General features: G+C 52.5%; 18 protein-coding genes. 11 read left to right on the forward strand and 7 right to left on the reverse strand.

The window, feature by feature from the left end:
- Positions 1 to 62: 62 nt before the first annotated feature.
- From NSU18_RS01960 to NSU18_RS01970, 3 genes are all read right to left on the reverse strand, one after another.
- Positions 63 to 800, reverse strand: a complete 738-nt coding sequence (locus NSU18_RS01960; RefSeq protein ID WP_341148057.1) for a DsbA family protein — start codon at positions 798 to 800, stop codon at positions 63 to 65.
- Positions 801 to 909: 109 nt separating this feature from the next.
- Entirely contained in the window at positions 910 to 1,662 is a 753-nt protein-coding gene (locus NSU18_RS01965) for an HAD family hydrolase (protein ID WP_341022340.1), read from the reverse strand.
- 24 nt (positions 1,663 to 1,686) lie between these two features.
- A complete protein-coding gene (locus NSU18_RS01970; protein ID WP_341148058.1) occupies positions 1,687 to 2,604 on the reverse strand; it encodes an ArsR/SmtB family transcription factor in 918 nt (305 codons plus the stop codon).
- A gap of 160 nt (positions 2,605 to 2,764) precedes the next feature.
- Between NSU18_RS01970 and NSU18_RS01975 the strand changes: the two genes are divergently transcribed.
- From NSU18_RS01975 to NSU18_RS01995, 5 genes are all read left to right on the forward strand, one after another.
- The gene (locus tag NSU18_RS01975; RefSeq protein ID WP_341150966.1) at positions 2,765 to 3,925 is read left to right on the forward strand and encodes an MFS transporter; all 1,161 of its coding nucleotides are present in this window, start codon (positions 2,765 to 2,767) and stop codon (positions 3,923 to 3,925) included.
- Between the two features lie 89 nt (positions 3,926 to 4,014).
- Complete coding sequence (locus NSU18_RS01980) at positions 4,015 to 4,740, forward strand: phosphonate ABC transporter ATP-binding protein (RefSeq protein WP_036726471.1); 726 nt, start codon at positions 4,015 to 4,017, stop codon at positions 4,738 to 4,740.
- A gap of 33 nt (positions 4,741 to 4,773) precedes the next feature.
- The gene (locus tag NSU18_RS01985; RefSeq protein ID WP_341148059.1) at positions 4,774 to 6,081 is read left to right on the forward strand and encodes a hypothetical protein; all 1,308 of its coding nucleotides are present in this window, start codon (positions 4,774 to 4,776) and stop codon (positions 6,079 to 6,081) included.
- Positions 6,074 to 6,772 carry a response regulator transcription factor gene (locus NSU18_RS01990; RefSeq protein ID WP_076079320.1) on the forward strand — a complete coding sequence of 233 codons (699 nt, stop codon included), beginning with the start codon at positions 6,074 to 6,076 and terminating at the stop codon, positions 6,770 to 6,772. Before NSU18_RS01985 ends, NSU18_RS01990 begins: the two co-directional genes overlap by 8 nt.
- Positions 6,769 to 8,190, forward strand: a complete 1,422-nt coding sequence (locus NSU18_RS01995) for a sensor histidine kinase (protein WP_341022336.1) — start codon at positions 6,769 to 6,771, stop codon at positions 8,188 to 8,190. Before NSU18_RS01990 ends, NSU18_RS01995 begins: the two co-directional genes overlap by 4 nt.
- A 107-nt stretch (positions 8,191 to 8,297) precedes the next feature.
- Here the strand turns inward: NSU18_RS01995 and NSU18_RS02000 are convergent, their stop codons facing one another.
- Positions 8,298 to 9,518, reverse strand: a complete 1,221-nt coding sequence (locus NSU18_RS02000; protein WP_341022334.1) for a glucose-1-phosphate adenylyltransferase — start codon at positions 9,516 to 9,518, stop codon at positions 8,298 to 8,300.
- A 216-nt stretch (positions 9,519 to 9,734) separates the two neighbouring features.
- Here NSU18_RS02000 and glgB point away from each other — a divergent pair, with 216 nt between their 5' ends.
- Positions 9,735 to 11,651: a 1,4-alpha-glucan branching protein GlgB gene (gene glgB / locus NSU18_RS02005; RefSeq protein ID WP_341022332.1), complete on the forward strand. Its 1,917-nt coding sequence runs from the start codon at positions 9,735 to 9,737 to the stop codon at positions 11,649 to 11,651.
- A gap of 45 nt (positions 11,652 to 11,696) precedes the next feature.
- Positions 11,697 to 13,133, forward strand: coding sequence for a glycogen synthase GlgA (gene glgA, locus NSU18_RS02010; protein ID WP_341148060.1), 1,437 nt, complete (start codon positions 11,697 to 11,699; stop codon positions 13,131 to 13,133).
- A gap of 354 nt (positions 13,134 to 13,487) precedes the next feature.
- On the opposite strand, the gene NSU18_RS02015 is transcribed toward glgA, so the two are convergent.
- Positions 13,488 to 13,859, reverse strand: coding sequence for a nuclear transport factor 2 family protein (locus NSU18_RS02015; RefSeq protein WP_341022329.1), 372 nt, complete (start codon positions 13,857 to 13,859; stop codon positions 13,488 to 13,490).
- The gene (locus NSU18_RS02020; protein ID WP_341148061.1) at positions 13,852 to 15,615 is read right to left on the reverse strand and encodes an alpha-glycosidase; all 1,764 of its coding nucleotides are present in this window, start codon (positions 15,613 to 15,615) and stop codon (positions 13,852 to 13,854) included. The genes NSU18_RS02015 and NSU18_RS02020 overlap by 8 nt, the downstream gene beginning before the upstream one ends.
- Before the next feature lie 234 nt (positions 15,616 to 15,849).
- Between NSU18_RS02020 and NSU18_RS02025 the strand changes: the two genes are divergently transcribed.
- The 4 genes from NSU18_RS02025 to NSU18_RS02040 all read left to right on the forward strand — a co-directional run bounded on the left by NSU18_RS02025 (position 15,850) and on the right by NSU18_RS02040 (position 19,813).
- Positions 15,850 to 16,674 (forward strand): transporter substrate-binding domain-containing protein, encoded by an 825-nt coding sequence (locus NSU18_RS02025; protein WP_341022326.1) that lies wholly within the window; start codon positions 15,850 to 15,852, stop codon positions 16,672 to 16,674.
- Between the two features lie 135 nt (positions 16,675 to 16,809).
- The gene (locus NSU18_RS02030) at positions 16,810 to 17,469 is read left to right on the forward strand and encodes an amino acid ABC transporter permease (protein ID WP_339314715.1); all 660 of its coding nucleotides are present in this window, start codon (positions 16,810 to 16,812) and stop codon (positions 17,467 to 17,469) included.
- Positions 17,456 to 18,178 (forward strand): amino acid ABC transporter ATP-binding protein, encoded by a 723-nt coding sequence (locus NSU18_RS02035; RefSeq protein WP_341022324.1) that lies wholly within the window; start codon positions 17,456 to 17,458, stop codon positions 18,176 to 18,178. Before NSU18_RS02030 ends, NSU18_RS02035 begins: the two co-directional genes overlap by 14 nt.
- Before the next feature lie 108 nt (positions 18,179 to 18,286).
- Positions 18,287 to 19,813, forward strand: a complete 1,527-nt coding sequence (locus NSU18_RS02040; protein WP_341022323.1) for a Ppx/GppA phosphatase family protein — start codon at positions 18,287 to 18,289, stop codon at positions 19,811 to 19,813.
- On the opposite strand, the gene ppk1 is transcribed toward NSU18_RS02040, so the two are convergent.
- Complete coding sequence (ppk1, locus tag NSU18_RS02045; protein ID WP_341022321.1) at positions 19,761 to 21,881, reverse strand: polyphosphate kinase 1; 2,121 nt, start codon at positions 21,879 to 21,881, stop codon at positions 19,761 to 19,763. The genes NSU18_RS02040 and ppk1 overlap by 53 nt on opposite strands.
- Positions 21,882 to 21,991: the final 110 nt, after the last annotated feature.

A 21,991-nucleotide genomic window follows, 5' to 3' on the forward strand; every position in this document is an offset into this window, starting at 1 on the left:
ATTCAAAAAAGCAGCGATTCTACCGTTATTGGAGAATCGCTGCTCTGCGTTTTTGGTCTAAATTAATTAGCTTCGCTTAAGGCTGCTTCAATAGCGGCGCTTAAGCCTTCATAGGAGGAATCCGGCAGCAGGATGCCGTTCACCATGAACTTTGGTGTGCCGTTGACGCCGTAGGCTCCGGCGATTTTGAAATCCTCTTTGACATCGTACATATACGTATGGTTCTTCAGATCCTGCTCGAACCGCTCCTGGTCAATTCCTGTAATATTGTCCTTCACGAACTTAGTGATAAACTTCTGGGTTGCCCAGATCTTGCTCTCGTCACCCTGGTTCTCGTAGAGCTTGTGGAGATACTCCCAGAACTTCTCGTTATTCTGCTGATAGATAGCTTCTCCGGCACTGGCGGCCAGGTAAGAATCCCGGTCAATGAAGGCGAAGTTCATGAAGTAGAACTGGACTTTCCCGCTGTCTACGTAGTCCTTGATGAACGTATCGAGGTAGGAGGCGGTCCAACTTTTGCAGGCAGGGCATTTGAAATCGGCGAATTCGATCACTTTCACCTTGGCGTCTCCGCTGCCCAAATGCGGCTGCTTCTCGTATTTAAGCCCGTCCACCACGATCTTGCCCTTCACATCGGTGTAGTTAGGGAGATTATCGAGCGTCTCGGTGCCGGACGATTTGTCCTGTGTAAGGAAGAAGGCAAGAAGGGCGATCAGCAGCACGGCAATCACTGCAAGCAGCATAGGGAGCAGACGCCCGTGACTTGGTGTGTTTCTGGAACGGTTAGCTTTATTATTCATGGCCAGCCTCCTGAACGGTGTGAAAATCTACTCAAATAGTATAATCATACACGCCGCAGGCTGCCTATGCCATTTGTAACAATTGCCTGATTCTTGTGATGCCAGTCAATCAGCCGTGATGCTCCCGCAGCGCAGCGGTGCGGATCACCGGAGGTACCTCGTGAATGGCAGAGATGGTCAGGACAGACTGCTGCATCTCCCGTTCCAGCTCAATCAGATTGTAGAGCCACTCATTCGGCTGCTTCAGATAGATGCTGTTGATCCCGGCAGTCAGCGCGGGCAGTACATCTGTACGCAGGGAGTTGCCGATCATCCATGTGATTTTGCGGTCGAACGGGTAAGTGGTCAGGATCTTCTCAAGCGCCTCCACATTTTTGTGCTGGCGGATATAGATGCGGTCATCGAAATAGGCGTCCAGCTTCATTTGGGCGATTTTGCGCTGCTGGATGGTGTCGTCGCCGCCGGTATAGAGATAGAGGGAATGGCCCTCCTGCTTGAGGGTATCCAGCGTCTCCACCATGCCGGGATAAGCTTCCACCTCCTGGTCGTACACGCTCATCCCCAGCTTCATCAGCTGCCGCTCCTCGAACGCGTCCGGCTTGCGGTTATATTTGCTGCAGAAATAATGGTAGGTGGCAATCAGTGATTTCGGGAAATTGTCGCTGGCCAGGCCGCTTGTGCTAACGGTCTCGACATCGATCTCTACCTGCTTAGTGCGCAGTTCGCCGATGGTGGGCTGATAATCGCTGAACCAGTCTGACATCAGCTCGAAATACTGGCCAAGAATGAGGTCAAAATACTTATTGCAATGCACCAGGGTATCGTCAAGATCAAAGATCACTTGTTGGGTCAAATACTTCATGAGGTTCACTCCTAAGTTGGTCTGTTAGATTCGGATGTAAGACTCCAGAAACATCTGGAGCTCCGAGGCCCCGTCAGGGCGTATACTGTAGCGTTCGGTGCCTTCACCGCGCAGATGGACCCGCAGCAGCCCTGCGACCCGCAGACTAAGCAGATGATGCATCAGCATCTCCCGGGACAGATTCAGCTCGGACTGCATCTCCCACAGCGTCTTCGGTTCATTGGCCACGAAGCGCAGCAGTCTCAGCCGGGTTGGGTCAGAGAGAGCCTGTGTTAAACGAAGCAGGACTGTGGGCGGCTCCTCCTCATTGTCTGAAGGGACATCTACCGGATATTGCACCAGCATCAGATTTTTGAAGAAGCAATACGTATTGATCGGCCGGTTATGCACGGTAGGCAGCAGCACGATCGTCTTCAGCCCGGGAATGTCTTCAATGACAATTCCGCCGGAAGCATATTCGATCAGCGGGACCATGTCCATTTTGCTCTCCAGCATTTTTTTCTCAGAAGCGTCTTCAATCAGCAGCGGCAGCAGGGTATGCTCCACATGGCGGAAATAATGCTCATACCATATCCGCAAAAGGGGCGTATATCCGTTCTTGATCCGCGCGCATTCCCCGGCCGTGAAGTTATGGAAGAACGGCTCGGTCCGCCGGAGGCAATCCTCAAGTGAAGAGTTCTCCAGCTCAGCCAGGAACTGCAGCACCTTGGAGGCCTCGCCCCGGCTGTAGGCCCAGGCGTAGAGTACATCATAATCTTCGAACGGCCATTCGGCGGCCTGCTTCAGTGCAGCAAGCTGCGCGGTGGTGAAGCGGCCGTCCACATCCCTGATCCAGTCGGTGCCGATGTCCAGGTTGGAGGTCCATTTCTTGGTTACATATAACATGAAACTGTCCAGCAGTTCGTATACGGGGGAAACATCAATGCTCAGTTCATACTTCATTTAAGCCGGGTCACCTCCAGAAAATCAGTCACTTCTATATATTATCTCTTGTTTTGAAGAGGGTTGTCTACTATAATGTTCGGTGTTTGCCGCATGGACATCAGGTTACGAACATCAATGAATTACATAGGAGGATTTATTTGTGTCAGATTCCACACCGATGCCGCATGGACAGAGCGGCAGAATGAATTATTCGATTTTGATTGCTGTGATTATTCTGGCAGGGCTGAGCCAGGGGATGCTGCTGCCGGTCTTATCTATTCTGCTGGAGCAGGAAGGCGTATCATCCTCGCTGAACGGACTTAATGCGGCTGCGCTGTATGTAGGCTCATTCGCCATGACCCTGATTGCGGAGCGGGTGCTTGGCGCCATCGGCTTCAAGAAGCTGATCGCCGCCGGTCTCGCGCTTGTGCTGGTATCACTGCTGCTGTTCCCGCTTCTTACCGGCGTGAAGATCTGGTTCGTGCTCCGCGTGCTTGTCGGGATCGGCGATTCGGCAGTGAACTACGCCGCGCAGCTCTGGGTGCTGCTCATGACACCGGCGGAGCACCGCGGACGGAACCTGTCGCTCTACGGGATGTCCTACGGACTGGGCTTCAGCCTCGGACCGCTGGGCATCAGCCTGCTGCGGTTCGGACAGTCCGCACCGTTCCTGATTACAGCTCTGCTGTTCGTGATCGTGCTGCTGATTGTCGGCTTCAAGCTGCCTGACTCACGGCCGGAAGCTATGGATCATAGAGAAGGCCAGGCGAGCAGGTTCGGCCGGAGCTACCGGCTTGCTTGGTATGCACTGATTCCGGCGCTGCTATACGGCTATATGGAAGCCAGCCTGAACAGCAGCTTCCCTGTATACGGGCTGCGCACCGGGTTCAGTGCAGACCAGATTGCCGCTCTGCTGCCCTTTGCAGGCATCGGGGGCCTGCTGCTCCAGCTGCCGCTTGGCATATGGAGCGACCGCTTTGGCCGCAAGGCCATTCTGATTGCTGCGGGGACAGGAGGAGGCCTGGCCTTCACGCTGCTTCCGCTTACCGGCGACCATTTCCTGCTCACCCTGCTAGTGCTGATGGTGGCCGGGGGACTTGTCGGCTCCTTTTTCTCGCTAGGATTAAGCTATGCCGCCGATATCCTGCCGCGCAAGCTGCTTCCCGCTGCCAACGTGGTTGCTTCCTTCCATTATAGTTTGGGAAGTATAGCGGGTCCGGGCATCGGCGGGCTGCTGCTGCAATTCGGCTGGGGCGGCAGTGTGTTTGCCGTGATGGGCGGGCTGTATATTGTATTTGGGCTGGCAGGGTTATTGTTCTCGCCACGGAAGACGATATGAGGTAGAATAAGAACGAATGCTCGCATGGAATTTGATCCCGCTTTCAGAGTACACTATAGAGTAGAGTCGAAGACAGGAGAGGCTGACCTATGATTACAGTTGAACATTTGGCCAAAGCGGTCGGGGAAGATAAAACACCGGTGCTTCAGGATATCGGATTTCAATTAGAACCGGGAGAATTTGTAGCGCTGCTGGGAGCCAGCGGCAGCGGGAAATCAACACTGCTGCGCTGCCTTGCCCTGCGTGAGAAGTGGGACAGAGGGAATTTCAGGGTAGATGGGCAGGATATTATGAAGAGCCCCTTCGCCGGCAAACGTAAAATCCGCCGGGAATGGGCCTATCTGGAGCAGAATGCGGAGCTGAATCCGAACCGCACTGCACTGAAGAATGTACTGATCGGACAGGCCTCCCAGACGCCGCTGTGGCGGATGGCTACAGGCATGGTCCGTTCGGATGATTATATGGGGGCGATGGACCAGCTCGATTTGCTCGGTCTGCTGGACAAGGCTAAGCTGAAGTCCGGCCAGCTCAGCGGCGGTGAACGTCAGCGTGTAGCTATTGCCCGGGCATTGGTTCACGGAGCCAAGGTCATCCTGGCGGATGAGCCGGTGACGGGCCTTGACCCCAAGACTGCGGAGAATGTGCTGGAGACCCTCCGCAATCTGTGCAAGGAGACAGGACTTACCGTGCTTACGGTGCTGCCGATTGAGCTGGCCGAGCGTTATGCCAGCCGTCTGTGGGTACTGGAGGACGGAAGAATTAAGCATGATGTCAAAGGACGCCGGCTGACCTCACAGGAGCGGCTGCATCTGTGAACTAAGGCAAGGTGTTCAGTAAGGAGAGCGTAAATGAAGTTGAATATGCGTATGCGTGTTCTGGGAGGACTTGCCGCAGCCGCCCTGTCGCTGTTTGCCTTGTCAGGCTGCACCTTCATCAGCGATCCGGTATCCCAGATGAGGGTGCCCCAGCTGCCTGCGGACAAGGCTTCGCTGATGGCAGCCATCAACTCTTCCTTGAAGGCGCTGGATGGCACCTTGATCCGTCCGGCCAATGATGATAACAGCTCTATTTTTACAGAGGACCTGGACCGGGATGGCGTGATGGAGACGCTTGTGTTCTACCAGACGAAGAATGAGGCCGTGGTTAATCACGGGATGATTCTGGAGAAGCAGGGGGACACCTGGGTCAAGAAGCTTACATTCGATGGTGTTGGCAACGCCCTTGATTCTGTAGATCTTCAGGATGTAACTGGTGATGGTAAGCTTAACATTATTGCCGGTTATTCCCGCACGGAAGATAAGGGTGTGAAGGGCATGGTTGTCTACAGTTATTCCGGGGGAGTGCTGGAAGAGATTCTGACCAAGCCATATACCAAATATATCATCGATGATCTCAATGAAGACGGGATCGTGGATATTACCGTGGTGTACTTCAAGCGTAATGAATTCGCTACAATAACTACCTATCAGTATAATGACGGCTTCAAGGTGCTGGATGAACTCGACGATCTGGACCCCTATTTCAATAGTTATTACAATATTGTCTCAGGAAAAGTAGCTGCAAATAAAGAAGGTATAGTTCTGGATTCTGCTGTGGATGCGCGTTCTGCTTATACAACCTTAGTTGTAATGGAGAATACTAAGCTGCGTGTCGCTATTCCAGGGGATAGCCACACCTTCAAGGACCGCAGAATTGTCAGCGAGGATATTGATTCGGATGGAATTATAGAGATAGGGTTGCTGGTGCCCCCCAAGGGCTGGGAGTATTTCGATCCTGAGACCATTCCTTATTTCAATTCTTATTACAAATGGGACGGGAAAGACGGCCTGACCTTCAGTACCCAGCTCTACAATGATCCGCTCGACCGGTTCACCATTAACTTTGCCCCCGAATGGCAGGAGCGGGTGACGGTGGACACGAAGTCGGTTCAGAACAAATCACTCAAATTCATCATGACGGATACCGGAGAGACGGTCGCTGAAGTGAAATTCTTCTCGCCTGTGGAATGGGACAATGTGAAGAACACCGGCTGGAAGCTGCTCGGACGCGATCTGGATAAGATGATTGGATACCGGGGAGAACTGGAACAGAGTACAATCGGAGGAGAGGACGGACGAATCAAATCCTCAATTGAAAGGAAGGGAATCGATGAGTAAAGTACTGATATTGGAGGATGAAGAATCCATCCGCAGTTTTATTGTCATTAACCTGAAGCGCAATGGCTTTGAGGTGCTGGAGGCGGCAGACGGTAACGAGGCGCTGCACAAGCTGACCACTATACATGATATTGATATCGCACTGCTGGATGTGATGGTGCCCGGCATCGACGGCTTTGAGGTATGCAGACGCATCCGGGAGACCAATGAACGGCTGGGGATTATTTTCTTGACAGCCAAGGTACAGGAGCAGGATAAGGTCTATGCGCTGTCCGTGGGAGCAGATGATCATGTCAGTAAGCCGTTCAGTCCCACTGAGCTGATCGCACGTATCCAGTCGCTGCTGCGCCGGGTCAATGTTCACCGCGAGCAGTCGGCCAAGGTTTCGTTCCAGTCGGGTCCGTTCACATTGGATCTGATCTCCAAGCAGTTCAAGCGGAGCGGGGAAGCCATTGAGCTTACCCCAACAGAGTTCTCGCTGGTGCAGTTTTTCCTGGAGAAGGAGAATACACCGCTCAGCCGTGACTCCTTGCTTGATCATGTCTGGGGCAAGGAATATATGGGGGACCCCAAGATCGTTGACGTCAATATCCGCCGCTTGCGCCAAAAAATCGAGAATAATCCATCGGAGCCTGAATACCTGCAGACGGTGTGGGGACACGGCTATAAATGGAAAGGCCAGGTACAATGATTAAGAAGGGGATGCGCAGACAGATCGTACTGCACTATATTCTTGTAGTCTTTGTAGCGCTTCTCCTGGTCGAAACGATCTTCCTGCTGTCGATCCGCACCTATTATTACAACAGTATCTACAGCAAAATCACCACGCATATCAGTGTGGCCGAGACATTGGTGAAATATGAATTTTCAGGAGACAGCTCACAGGCCCAGCTGCAGAAGCTGCTTAGGTTGTTCAATGTGGAGTTTACCGAGCTGGAGGTCCTGACCCTTAAAGGGGATATTATTACCAGCTCAACCGGGTTCCAGCCGGACCGGACGATTACCACCAGTGATGTTCCCGAGGCAGTAGGCGGCAGTATCGGACGTTGGGTGGGGCGCCAGGCCGGAACCAATGAGAATGTCATGGCGGTATCCAAAATGGTGCAGATTACCGCCCATGATACTTATGTCCTGCGCTATCTGACGTCGATGGAAGGTGTGAACAGTAATCTGCTTAACCTTACTTTGCTCTCCATTGGCATCGGGGTGGCAGTCCTCACGATCGTGCTGCTGCTAAGCTTCGGGCTCGCCAACTCGATTGTGCGTCCGCTGAATAATATCAGGGCCGTGTCGGCTCAGATGGCGAAGGGCAAGTTCACAACCCGGATCAAAGGCGATTACCGGTACGAGATCGGCGAACTCGCTTCAACGCTCAACTATATGGCGGACGAGATTGTCCGCAGCAACCAGATTAAGGATGATTTCATCTCCTCGATCTCTCATGAGCTGCGCACTCCGCTGACCAGCATCAAGGGCTGGAGCGAGACGCTGGTTTCCGGAGGCTATGACCCCGAAGAAACCAAGCTTGGGGTCGGAATTATCTCCAGGGAGAGTGACCGGCTGATCGGGCTGGTGGAAGAAATCCTCGACTTCTCGAAGCTGCAACAGAACCAAATGAAGTTATCGATGGGGCAGGTGGATATTAAGGTTCTTCTGCAGGAGACATTGCTTAATATCTGGGCGAAGGCTGAGAAGAAACGGATTCATCTGCAGCTGGAATGCGAGGAGGCGATCTTTATCAAGGGGGATGCCAACCGTCTCAAGCAGGTCTTCCTCAATCTGGTGGATAATGCAGTGAAGTTCTCGCCGGAGGATTCCAGTATCGTGCTGTCGGCAGAGCGTCTATCCGGTACCGAGATGGCAGTCACTGTTCGTGACAGTGGTATTGGCATTAGTGAAGCGCATCTGTCCAGAGTCCGGGACCGCTTCTTCCAGGTCGATGCCCTGAACGGGGGGACAGGCCTCGGGCTGGCGATCTCCCAGCAGATTGTAGAGCTTCATAACGGCAAGCTGGAAATGGACAGCGAGCTGGGTAAGGGTACTCAGGTTACCGTCATTCTGCCGCTGGATGACAGCCAGCAGGGGAACGCCCGTCCCGGTAACCTATAATTTCTTATATTTTACAAAAGGGATACAGCTATCGTCCGGGCGGACCGGAGCTGTATCCCTTTGTATGTAGCAGCCCTTAGGGCTGAGTGATGTTGCTGAACGATTGTTTATGAAGGCATTCCTTCCGCGCGCAGGCGGCCGGCCTTTTCATAGACCTCCTGAAGCAGGCGGGCAGGCTGAGTACGGACCAGCGGCTTGGCAGCTACAATCTCATGAGGGCCGACAACCACGATGTTGTCTGCACTGCCTTTGATTACAGCCCCGTCCTTGATCACAGCACCTTCACCGATAATAGCATGTTCAATCAGCACACCGCGTCCAATGCGGGCACCCGGCATTACCACGCTTTGTTTGATTCTGCTCTGTTTGCCGATCTCCACACCGCTGAAGATGACCGACCGCTGCGGGCTGCCTTCGAGCAGGCAGGTGTCGTGGATCAGGCAATCCGCTGAAGCAGCTTGAGTTCGGGGTCTGATCGCAGCCAGCTTGGTGCGTGGTGCGCGGCTGTACATCGGCCAGCGGGAGTTATCAAGCTGGAAGCCGTCCTCTTGAAGCAGATCCATATGAGCTTCCCAGAGGCTGCCAACGGTACCCACATCTCTCCAGTAGCCTTCGAAGCGGTAAGCGAACAGTTCGTCGCTTGCATCAAGCATGGACGGAATAACATCCTTCCCGAAATCATGACCAGACTCCGCATTCGCAGCATCCTGCAGTAAATGAGCCTTCAAATAGGACCACTCGAACAGATAGATGCCCATAGACGCCAGGTTACTCTTCGGAGCTTTTGGTTTCTCGGCAAATTCGGAGATCTTGAGATCTTCATCCACGTTCATCACACCGAAGCGGCTCGCTTCATCCCAAGGAACCTCCATAACCGAAATTGTTGCTTTTGCAGATTTGGCGATGTGGTAATCGAGCATTTTGCGGTAGTCCATGTGGTAAATATGATCTCCAGACAGGATAAGTACATGCTCCGGGCTCTGACTGTCTATATATTCAATATTCTTATAAATAGCATCAGCGGTGCCTGTATAGCTGTCTCTGCCTTCAATCCCTGAAGGGAGCAGCCTTACACCCCGGTCACTGCGGCTATGCAGCCCCCAAGGCTCGCCTTCACCGATATGCTGATGCAAGGATTCTGCTTCGTACTGAGTAAGTACTCCGATGGTATCAATCTTGGAATTCACACAGTTGCTGAGGGGAAAATCAATAATCCGGTACTGTCCGCCGAAAGGGACTGCAGGCTTAGCCATGCTGGAAGTCAAGGGGGCCAATCTGCGGCCTTCCCCGCCCGCCAGGAGCATGGCGATACATTCTTTCTTACTCATTTGTTATCCCTCCCATTTTTTTGTCAATGCTTGTAATATACACTCAGAACAAGCGCTTGAAACGACATAGGTGAATTATATTGCTGCATCTGTGGAAAAATTACATGTTTATTTTCAATATTCAGAAATTGCCCGGACTTCTCTCAAAATCATTTTCAAAATCTATATATTCGGGTAATGTAATAGGTGCATCCTATATCCTAAGGTGGTGATGATTTGGCCGATTTAACAAAAACAGAAAACCTCCCGTCCGCTGAAGATATTTATCTGTTCCATGAGGGCACGAATTATCGCAGCTATACGATGCTTGGCGCGCACATTGCCGTCCAAGAAGGGCAGGCCGGCGTTCGCTTTACCGTGTGGGCTCCTCATGCGGCATATGTAGGACTGGCGGGAGATCATAACAGCTGGGATGGAACATCTGATCTTGATACGTTATATAAGATACCCGATTCAGGATTTTGGAGTCGTTTTTTCCCGGGAATGGAGCCGGGAACTTTTTACAAATACAGGATTACAGGAGCAGATGGTACAAGCTTCCTCAAAGCTGACCCTTATGCCTTCCACGCAGAAGTGCGTCCGGCTACAGCATCCGTTGTGGCGAATCTGGACGGCTACAAATGGGGGGACGCGGCATGGCGGCGGAAGAGTAAAGGTCCGTATCAGGCACCCATGAACATTTATGAAATGCATCTGGGCACCTGGCGGCAAAAGGAAGACGGCGAACTCTATACTTACCTTGAGATCAGCAGTCTGCTGATTCCTTACCTGAGTGAAATGGGCTATACCCATGTGGAGTTCATGCCCCTGGCTGAACATCCTTATGATCTGTCCTGGGGCTACCAGGGAACCGGTTATTTTGCCGCTACCAGCCGTTTCGGAGAACCGCAGGATCTCATGTATCTGATCGATCAGCTGCATCAGGCAGGCATCGGGGTCATTCTGGACTGGGTTCCGGCCCATTTTGCCAAGGATGCCCATGGTCTTCGCCTCTTCGACGGAACGCCGCTGTATGAGTATGCCGATCCGATGCTGGCGGAGAAGCCGGGCTGGGGCACCTTGTCCTTTGACTTCAGCAAGCCGGAAATCTCATCGTTCCTAATTTCAAACGCATTGTTCTGGTTCGAGAAGTATCATATTGACGGCATGCGCGTGGACGCGGTTACGAGTATGCTGCGGCTTGATTTCGAGAAGGAGCACCATCAGTACCGGACCAATGAGCATGGCGGGCTGGAGAATCTGGAAGCCATCCGGTTCATTCAGCAGCTTAACCAGACGATTTTCCAGTATTATCCGAAGGCGCTCATGATGGCGGAAGAATCCAGTGCTTGGCCGGGCGTAACCTCACCGGTGCATGAAGGGGGCCTCGGCTTCAACTACAAATGGAATATGGGCTGGATGAATGACACCTTGGGCTACATAGAACGGGACTTCGGATCACGCCCGTATCATCATAATTTGTTGACCTTCCCGATATGCTATGCGTATGCCGAGAACTATACTCTGCCGCTGTCACATGACGAGGTGGTTCACGGCAAGAAATCGCTGCTGGACAAAATGCCGGGGTCCTATGAACAGAAATTCGCCGGTCTGCGCCAGCTTCTCGGATATCAGATCAGCCATCCGGGCAAGAAGCTGCTGTTCATGGGCGGAGAGTTCGGGCAATTCATTGAATGGAAGGATCAGGATCAGCTCGACTGGCTGCTGCTGGATTATGAGAGCCACCGGCAGATGCAGGCGTATACAGCTGCGCTGAATAAGCTATACCTTGCCGAAAAAGCACTGTGGGAGCTCGATCATGACATGGCAGGCTACCAGTGGATTGATGCCGATGATAGCGGGCAGAGTGTCGTATCCTATATCCGCAGAGGCAAACGTCCGGTAGATACACTGCTCATTATCATCAACTTCCAGCCGGTGGAGCGCCGCCATTACCGCATCGGCGTGCCGCGCCCGGGCGTATATGAGGAATTATTCAGCTCTGAGAGCACCCTATACGGCGGATCGGGCTTCCATAATGAGCCGCAGAAGAGCACCAAGACGGAGTGGCATAATCAGGTGAACAGTATAGAGCTGACGCTGTCCCCGCTGAGCTTTTTGGTGCTAAAGAAGTCCGGCCGCAAGACCGTTTAAGGTCAGGAAGTATTCTAAAAAGCCACTATATAAGGGGGAGATGGAATGAAAGTATTATTTGCCGCAGCGGAAGCCCATCCATTTATCAAAACAGGCGGACTGGCCGATGTCATCGGCGCTTTGCCGAAGGCCCTGAAGGCGGCTGGGGTCGATGTCCGGGTAATTCTGCCCAAATACAAAGGAATTCCTGAGAAGTATTCCGCACAGATGGAGCATGTCGCTACGCTGGAGGTCCCGATTGGCTGGCGCAATCAGTATTGCGGGATCGAACGGGTGGTGTTTGAAGGGATTCCCGTCTATTTCATCGACAATGAGTATTACTTCGGCCGTGACGGGATTTATGGCTACATGGATGACGGGGAGCGCTTCGCGTACTTCAACCGGGCGGTGCTGGAATGCCTGCCGGCGATTAGCTTCCAGCCGGATGTGATCCATTGCCATGACTGGCATGCTGCGGTTGTCCCGCTGCTGCTGCAGGCGCACTACCGTCATAATCCGTTCTACAGTGAGATGCGTACGGTATTCACCATACATAATCTCCTGTATCAGGGAGTCTTTCCATATACGGTGCTGGGTGAGCTGCTGGGTCTGGATGACAGCTATTTCCTGGGCGTAGAGTATTACGGGAATGTGAATTATATGAAGGGCGGGATTGTCTACAGTGATCATGTCACTACTGTCAGCCCGACATATGCCGATGAGATTCGGACCCCATACTACGGCTATGGCCTCGATGGTCTCCTGACTTCGCGTTCTGACGCGCTGAGCGGCATTGTGAACGGAATTGATACCAAGAGCTATAATCCATCCAGTGACACGGCAATCTTCACCAAGTACCGCTCCAACCTGGCCAAAAAGGCCGAGAACAAGCTGGGACTCCAGCAGGAGCTTGGATTGCCGGTGGCTCCTTATATTCCCATGGTAGCTATGGTTACGCGTCTGGTGGATTCCAAAGGACTGGATTTGCTGACCCGTGTGCTGGATGAGCTGCTGTACTATGATGATATTCAGTTCGTGCTGCTGGGAACGGGGGATGAGGTCTACGAACGCTGGTTCCGCGAGGCGCAGTGGCGTTATCCGAGCAAGCTGTCGTCACAGATTACCTTCAGTGATGCCTTGTCCCGCAAAATCTACGCCGCCAGCGACATCTTCCTGATGCCGTCCAAATTCGAGCCTTGCGGCATTAGCCAGCTCCTCGCGCTTCGTTACGGCAGCATTCCGGTGGTCCGTGAGACAGGCGGACTGAACGACACCGTGCAGGCGTACAACGAATATACCGGAGAGGGCAACGGCTTCACCTTCAAGGATTACAACGCCCATGATATGATGCACACGCTCCGCCGCGCCGTATCATTCTACCACAAGCCTGAGCACTGGAAAAAAGTAGCCAAAAACGCATTCTCCGGCGACTATAGCTGGAACGTATCCGCACAGCAGTACATTGATATTTATAAAAAGATTACGGTTGCTGCGGAGGAATAGGGGCAGTAAGGTTTAGATGGGAAAAGGCATCCCTCAGTTCATCAGGAACTAAGGGATGCCTTTTTCTGTCGCACATGGCTCCCTAACATAATGAAGAACTATAATTACAAGGGGGATTGTACTATAGGCAGAGGGAACAGTTGGATTTTAGGCACTTGTTAACGGAAGGAATAACTCATCCTCCGAAGCAAATAGAAAAAAGACACTTAATTAGCCCAAACTTCCTCATTTTAAGGAATTCAGCGAAAATAGATGCTTTTTTCCAACTATTTACTGCCAGCGCTTGGAATTGGCGAAATTAAGATACGTTTTTCCAACTAAACAAGTAGCATTAAAGAAATAACAAAATTCAAGTCATGTATACGGATAAGTATGCGGAATTTTGGATTGGAATTCTTTTAGGCTCACGATCTGGTTCCCGGGATTAAATTCGATTATAGAGACTCCGTCAAACGCATCGGTCACAGCATCATACTCACACTTAAAGTACCATTCCACCACAGTCATATGGCCTTGATGAATAAATTGCTTGATCGTCCAGTTGAGTACCGTACCACGCGTATTCCAGTCCTCGAACCACAACAACAGGGTGTCAAATCCCCGATATTGAGGGCCGTAGCTTTCGGTATATACAATGTTGGGATCAAAAATGGTACTTAATATAGAATTGTCCTTGTTAATCCATGAATCGAAATATTGCCTGATCCGCCGCTCACGTTCAATCATTTGATTCCACCTCCACAATATGCCGGAAAAGAATCCGGTACTCATACGGCTCCAGCGCCACGTTCATCATCCCGCGTTCGGGAGCAACCGCTTCACCTGTTAGCGCATCCAGCCAGTCACTGGTCTCCATGGGGTGGCTGAGTGTGCGTGGCTGCGGTGAGTTGTTCATCCAGACCGTGAAGTGGATCAGCTCATCTGCACGCTCATAGACGATGCACGGGTCATGCTCGCCGGCCTGAAGAATCCGGAAGCGGCCTTCGCGGAGGGCTTTATGCTCCTTGCGCAAACTAATCATCCTACGGTAAAAGTCATACAGCTCACGGTCCTGCTTGCTCTGCTCCCATTCCATACATTTGCGGCAATCCGGGTCCTCATAGCCGGTCAGGCCAATCTCATCGCCGTAATAGATGCAGGGAGTGCCCATGAAGGTGAACAGGAAGACGACCGTCAGCTTCAGCTTCCGTTTGTCTTCACCGAGCACGGTGAGCAGGCGGGGGGTGTCATGGCTGCCGAGCAGATTGAAGACCACCTCATTCGTCTGCTGCGGATAACGCATGAGCAGGCCGCCGATCCGGTGACCGAAGGTGATGCCGTCCATCCCGCCGTTGAAGAATTCCAGCACCGTCCCCGAGAAGGGATAGTTCATCACCGAATCAAACTGGTCGCCGAGCAGCCAGGTTAAGGAATCACTCCAAACCTCGCCTACGATGTAAGCATCCGGGTTCGCGGCTTTGACCACCTTGCGAAAATCGCGCCAGAAGTGATGGTCCACCTCGTTGGCCACATCCAGCCGCCAGCCGTCCACCTTGATCTCCTTAATCCAGTATTCGGCCACCTCCAGCAGATAGGATTTTACTTCATGATTGGCGGTGTTGAACTTCGGCATATTGCCATAGAAGCCGAACGTATCATAGGTGGGAATGCCGTCCACAATCTCAGCCGGAAAAGAGTTCACATGGAACCAGTCCCGGTAGACCGAATATTCCCCCTTGGCCAGAACATCCTGGAAGGGCGGGAACTGGTCGCTGCAATGGTTGAACACGGCATCAAGCATGACGCGCAGGCCCCGTCTGTGGCATTCTTCGACGACCTGCTTCAGCAGCTCATTATCGCCAAAATGCGGGTCGACTCTCCGGTAATCCACGATGTCATATTTATGATTGGAAGGCGAGACGAACAGCGGGGTGAAATAGAGGGCATTGACGCCCAGCTCCTGCAGGTCATCCAGATGGTCCAGCACGCCCTGAAGGTCGCCGCCGAAGAAATTATTCAGCTCGGGCTTGCCGCCCCAGGGCTGCGTGCCGTCCGGATTAATCAGGGGATTGCCATTCGCGAACCGCTCGGTCATGATCTGGTAGAACACCGCATCCTTCGCCCAGGGAGGAACCCGGAACAAGTCGATCCCGTGGATATAGGGGAATTCGTAGAAGTGATTCGGCGGGGGCGGGCATTCCGAGCGGATCCCGTTATCAAGCAGATAGACCGTCTCCATACCTTTACTCACGCGAAAAGTATAGCTAAGCCGCTTATATTTGGGCCGGACCGCTGCTTCCCAGTAGTCGAATTTGTCATCGGAGGCAGCCTTCTCCATGATAATGTCATAAGAAGTATGCTGCCAATCGTACTTGTCGCCGGTAAGGGCGACTACGTAGTCCACATCATCACGTTTGGTGCGCACACGCAGATGAATCGTTTCAGTATCATAGGCATAGGCCCATTTGTCACGGGGAACATGGTACATCGCTTCAAGCAGCATAGTAGCACCTCCTGCAAATTGGGTGGAAGCTGTAATGATTCATGCGGTAATTGGAGATAATCTATAGTAGATAGTATTATATACCACCTTCTTAGGATGTGCATTTTTTTGTCGCTGTAACAGGTTTTTGTCACAAAATTGTCTTTGCATATTCATACGAAGTGATTTATAATAAATCGGTCAATGAGACGGAACAGTAGAGAGAACATAAATAGAATAGGGGAGACGGGACAAATGAACAAATGGGGTAAACTTTCAATGGGACTGCTGCTGGCAGCAGGACTCTTGGCCGGATGCGGCTCTAATAACGATAAGAACAACACCGCAGCAAGCGGGAATGGCGGTGCTGCAAGCACAGAGGCACCGGCCAAGAAGCTGATTATGGGCACAAGCGCTGACTTTCCTCCCTATGAATTCCACAAGATGGTTGAAGGTAAGGATACGATTGTTGGTTTCGATATCGAGATTGCCAAGGAGATTGCCGCTGATCTCGGCCAGGAGCTGGAGATTAAGGATCTTCCGTTCGACTCTTTGCTGAATGAGCTGGCAAGCGGCCGGATCGATATGGTCATCTCGGGACTTAGCCCTACACCGGAACGCGCTGAGGCTGTAGGCCTCTCGGATATCTACTATAAGGCAGAGCAGGCTGTCGTAGTGCGTGAAGCAGACAAGGACAAATTCGCTACCATGGACGCACTGAAGGGCGCCAAGATCGGAATTCAGACCGGTTCCATCCAGGAGGGTATCGCTAAGGGCATCGAAGGCGCACAGCTGACCTCCCTCAGCAAAATCTCCGAAATCGTCCTGCAGCTGCAGTCGAACCGGGTAGATGCTTCCATTATGGAAGGACCTGTGGCCAAGTCCTTTGTGAAGAACGTCAAGGGCCTTGTAATCACCGATGCCAAGCCTGAGGTTGAAGATGACGGCTATGCCATCGGCGTGAAGAAGGGCAACACCGAGCTGCTCGATCAAGTGAATAAGACACTCGGACGCCTGAACTCCGAAGGCAAGATTGATGAATTCGTAGCGGCAGCAAGCGAGCTTGCGGAGAGCAAATAATACGCGAAGCCGCGTATGCGGATAGCAGAGATCAGGATAGGCCCGCAGCTGGCTGCGGGATCATGCTTTACCATTAAGAAAATGGCGGTGATCCGCCGTTTTCTATTTTTTTGAGAAGAGGAGGGTCTGAGGGCAATGAATGTATTCGATATGGCTTATGAGTACCGCAATTTATTCTTATCCGGTCTGCAGTACACACTGCTGCTTGCAGTGCTGGGGGTATTCTTCGGTTTCGTACTCGGCATCCTGGTGTCGCTCCTGCGGATGTCCAAATGGAGAATACTGCGCTTTATCGCAACCGCATGGGTCGAATTCTTACGCGGGACGCCGATGCTGGTACAGCTGTTTCTGATACACTACGGGTTAACGGAGCTTGGACTTGAGTTTACGCCGATCCAGTCCGGTGCGATTACATTAACCATCAACAGTTCAGCTTATTTGGCGGAGATTTTCCGCGCGGGGATTCAGGGTGTAGACCGCGGTCAGGTTGAAGCAGCGCGTTCACTCGGAATGAAGCAGGGGATGACGCTGCGCTACATCGTGCTGCCGCAGGCGATTAAGAACGTGCTGCCGGCCATCGGTAACGAATTTATTACCATCATCAAAGAATCTTCAATTGTGTCTATGATCGGGGTTGCAGACCTGTTCTTTCAGGCGAAGACCATTACAACGATTACGTATGAGGGCCTGACACCCTATGTTATTATTGCCATCATGTATTTCGTACTGACATTCACACTATCCAAGCTGCTGGGTATATTGGAACGGAGGCTGAACACGGATGATCGAGGTTAAGAACCTGCGGAAGAGCTTTGGGAAGCTGGACATCCTGAAGGGCATTGATCTGGATATTCACAAGGGCGAGGTCGTTGTAGTCATCGGCCCCAGCGGATCGGGCAAAAGCACCTTTCTGCGCTGTCTGAACCTGCTGGAGCAGCCCACAGGCGGCGAGATCAGCTTCGAGGGTCAATCCATTACCGCGAAGCGCCATGACATCAACGTGACCCGCGAGAAAATGGGCATGGTGTTCCAGCAGTTCAACCTGTTCCCGCACAAATCGGTGCTGCAGAACATAATGCTCGCCCCGCTTAAGGTGAAGAAGCAACAGGCGGCGGAGACGGAGAAGTTCGCGATGGAGCTGCTGCGTACGGTAGGCCTTGAGGACAAGCGCGATGCTTATCCGGCCCAGCTCTCCGGCGGACAGAAGCAGCGGATCGCCATCGCCCGGGCGCTGGCTATGCAGCCGCATGTTATGCTGTTCGACGAACCAACCTCGGCACTGGACCCGGAGATGGTCGGTGAAGTGCTTGAGGTTATGAAGCAGCTGGCGGTGAACGGCATGACCATGGTGATTGTAACGCACGAGATGGGCTTCGCCCGTGAAGTGGGGGACCGTATCCTGTTCATGGACGGCGGAGTGATTGTGGAGCAGGGGACACCGGCAGAGGTGTTCGGTCATCCCAAGCATGCCCGCACGCGCGATTTTCTCAGCAAGGTATTATAGCAGGCCGGCTAATAACCCCACCGTATGGGGTTATTTTATTTTGGCGGAGTGCACAATGTTTGATATAGTATACAAATGATCAATCTACTTGAAAAGGAGTACATACAGATGAGAGATGATCTTTGCCGGATCGGCATTATTGATATTGGTTCCAACTCCATACGACTTGTAATTTATGACACGACACAGGCAGGCGGCTACAAAATCATCAAGGAATGTAAGTACTCTGCCCGTTTGAGCGAGAAGATTACGAAGGAAGGCCGGCTGGAGAAGAAGGATATGAATACGATCATACCTGTTCTTCAGCAGTTCAAGGAGATTTGTGATGATTTTGAAGTAGAGAAAATCCGCGCAGGCGCCACAGCCGCCATCCGTAATGCAGCGAACTCTGCAGAGATCATCAGCTACCTGTCCGAGGCCTCGTCCATTCCTATTGAAGTGGTCAGCGGATATCAGGAGGCGTATTTCGGCTTTCTTGGGGTGATCAATGCTTTTGATGTCCAGGACGGCTTCGTGATTGATATCGGCGGAGGGAGTACCGAGGTGACCTTATTCCGCGGACGGCGTTATCAGCAGAGTATCTCGTTCCCGTTCGGTGCGGTTAACACGAATCAGATGTTCAGCCAGGGCGGCAACTGGAACGCGGAGCAGATCCGCAAGCTGCAATTATACGTAACCGGCAGGCTGGTGGAGCATGACTGGCTATCGGCGGGCACAGGACTTCCGCTATACGGGCTGGGAGGAACGCTGCGCTCACTGGCGAAGCTCGATCAGCGGAACCGCGATTATTCGCTGCCTAATTCCCATGGCTATGTTCTGGAGAACGAGACGATCGAACGGTTTATGGAGGTTCTGCCCGTAACCCCCTTTGAGAAGCGTAAGGACCTGGATGGTCTGTCCAAAAGCCGGGCGGATATCATCGTATCCGGGCTGATTATTTTCCATACCGTCTATCATTACATTGGTGCCAGCCGGGCGCTGATCAGCGGGGAAGGCCTGCGTGAGGGCATGCTGCATGATCTGCTGGAGCCGGAGCAGCCGGTGCGTGACAGCGCGCTGGAATACAGCCTGGATACGATTATCCGCTTCGATATCCGCACCTCTAAGCGGCATCTCGACCATATCAACAAGCTGGCGCTGAGCCTGCTGGGAGCCTTTGAGCCGGAAGGGGACCGGGACGAGCAGAAGATGCTAATCTATGTGGCGATTATGCTGCACCGGACAGGCTCCAACATTAACTATTATCAATCCAAGCGGCACACCCACTATTGGCTCATGAATTCACCCATCCGCGGATTGACGCACCGCCAGCTGATTCTTAGCGCGTACATCGCTTCTTACAGCACAAAAAGCCGGAAGCAGAAATTGTCCCTGATGCATAAGGACATTTTGCTGCCTTCCGACGAGGAATGGATTCATAAGCTGGGTACATTAGTGCAGTTAAGCATTGCGCTGGACAGCACCGAGATCGGCATTGTCAGCGGGCTGAAGTCCCGTCTGCATAATCATACGCTGGATCTGGAGCTTCAGGGCGGACAGGTGCTTATCGGCTTGGAGGACATTGAGAATGCGCTCAAAGCCTTCAGGAATGCTTGGTCGGTGAAGGTAAAGCTCGGCTTCCCTTCCAGCGGGTAACATCCATAGCGGCGAACTGGCTCCGGAGCGGGGCCTTTTTGTCGTCGATCCGTTCATAATATCCGTTCGGCTGCAGGAAGCTGGATTTGACATTGTCCATCAGCGACAGCTCCAGAATCTTGACAATCTGATCGCGGATACTGTTATCCTTGACCGGACACATCAATTCGATCCGCCGGGTCAGGTTGCGCGTCATCCAGTCGGCACTGGACAGGTAGACCTCGGGATCGCCGCCATTCTCGAAGTAATAGATACGTGAGTGCTCCAGGAAGCGGTCCACAATACTGCGCACCGTAATGCGCTCACTGAGGCCTTCAATTCCCGGACGCAAGCAGCAGACTCCCCGGACGATCAGGTCGATGGACACTCCCGCCTGGGCTGCGCTGTAGAGATAATCAATGACCTCCTGGTTCGACAGGGAGTTCATCTTGGCGATAATCCGTGCAGGCCGGCCTGCGGCCGCATGCTCCGCCTCACGCAGAATCAGCTTCTGGAGCGACAGGCTCATGTTAGTCGGTGCTACGATGAAAGAGTTCCAATTGTAATTGGCAGAGTAGCCTGTCATCTGATTGAACAGCTCGGACGCATCCAGGCCAATCTCATGATTGGCGGTGAACAGGCTAAGGTCGGTATAGGCCTTGGCCGTACTGTCATTGTAGTTGCCTGTTCCCACATGAACATAACGGCGCAGCTCGGAGCCTTCCTGGCGTACGATCAGCGTTACCTTGGCATGGGTCTTGAGACCGACGAGACCATAAACCACATGGCAGCCGGACTGCTCCAGCTTACGCGCCCAGGCGATATTGCGTTCCTCATCAAAGCGCGCCTTCAGTTCCACAACCACCGTAACTTGCTTGCCGGACTCGGCTGCGTTGGCGAGGGCTGCTATCAGCGGAGAATTGCCGCTGACCCGGTACAGCGTCATTTTGATGGCCATCACCTGCTCATCCTCGGAGGCCTGGATAATGAAATCCGTCATGGCATCGAAGGATTCGTACGGATGATAGACCAGCACATCACGCTGGCTCAGCACTTCGAAGAAATCTTCATTCTCATCGAATTCCGCCGGGTACATCGGCTCGACAGGCGGATTGAGCAGATAGCTGAAGCCCTTCAGACTGCTGGTGAAGCTGCGCAGGAAGCCGAGATCAAGCGGACCTTCGATCTCGAAGACGAAGTCCTCCAGCTCGAATTCAGCCTGTAGCTGCTCAAGTGCATAGGGATGGATACCTTTCTGTACTTCCAGACGGGCAGGCACACCGCGGCGGCGTTTGCGGAGCTCCTTCTCGATCTCCTCCAGCAGATCCTCCGCGCCTTCTTCATCTATCGTCAGGTCGGAGTTGCGGGTCAGGCGGAATTCGCTGACGGCTACCGGATCATAACCGCTGAACAAGGTCTGAATATGATGGCGGATCACATCTTCAATGAATACAAATTGCCGTTTTTTGCTGTTCGAGCGGTGCGGCAAGGGAATGCAGCGCGGCAGATTGGACGGAATCTGCAGAATGGCGAAGTAAGGCTCCTCCTCCTGGCTGTTCTTCCTTGTCAGCACGACAGCCAGATAGATGAACTGGCTGTGGACCAGCGGGAACGGACGGCTCTGGTCGACGGCCATCGGAGTCAGCACAGGGAAAATAATATCACGGTAGTATTCCTCAATTGCCTGCTCCTGTGCCGGTGTTAAGTCTTCATAATCAACGAACACAATGCCCTCTTTATGCAGGCTGCGAGAAATATCCTTGAAGGTGCGGTACTGGTCGGCGACAATTTTGGTCACCCGTTTGCTGAGGCGTTTATAGAGGCCGGAGGGCGTATAGCCGGTGAAATCCTTTTTGGAATATCCCGCCCGGATCTGATCCTGAATGCCCGCTACCCGGACACTGATGAACTCATCCAGATTACTGGACACTATGGCCAGGAATTTAGCCCGCTCAATCAGCGGGTTCTCCGGGTCCTGTGCCTCGCCGAGCACCCGGCGGTTGAACTCGATCCAGCTGAGGTCACGGTTAAGATAGGCTGTTGCAGGACTAATATTGTTGATTTTTTTCTCATCTGTATTCACGTTCATGGACCCTCCAAGGTTGCTTCAATGTCTAGTTAAGATATCGTGTTCTTTCATTCTACTATTTGCTTGCGTGAGAAATGTTAAAACTGTGTAAAATTTTTGCGAAAATTCAG

Source organism: Paenibacillus sp. FSL H8-0048 (assembly GCF_038002825.1).
Classification (GTDB): Bacteria; Bacillota; Bacilli; order Paenibacillales; family Paenibacillaceae; genus Paenibacillus_AQ.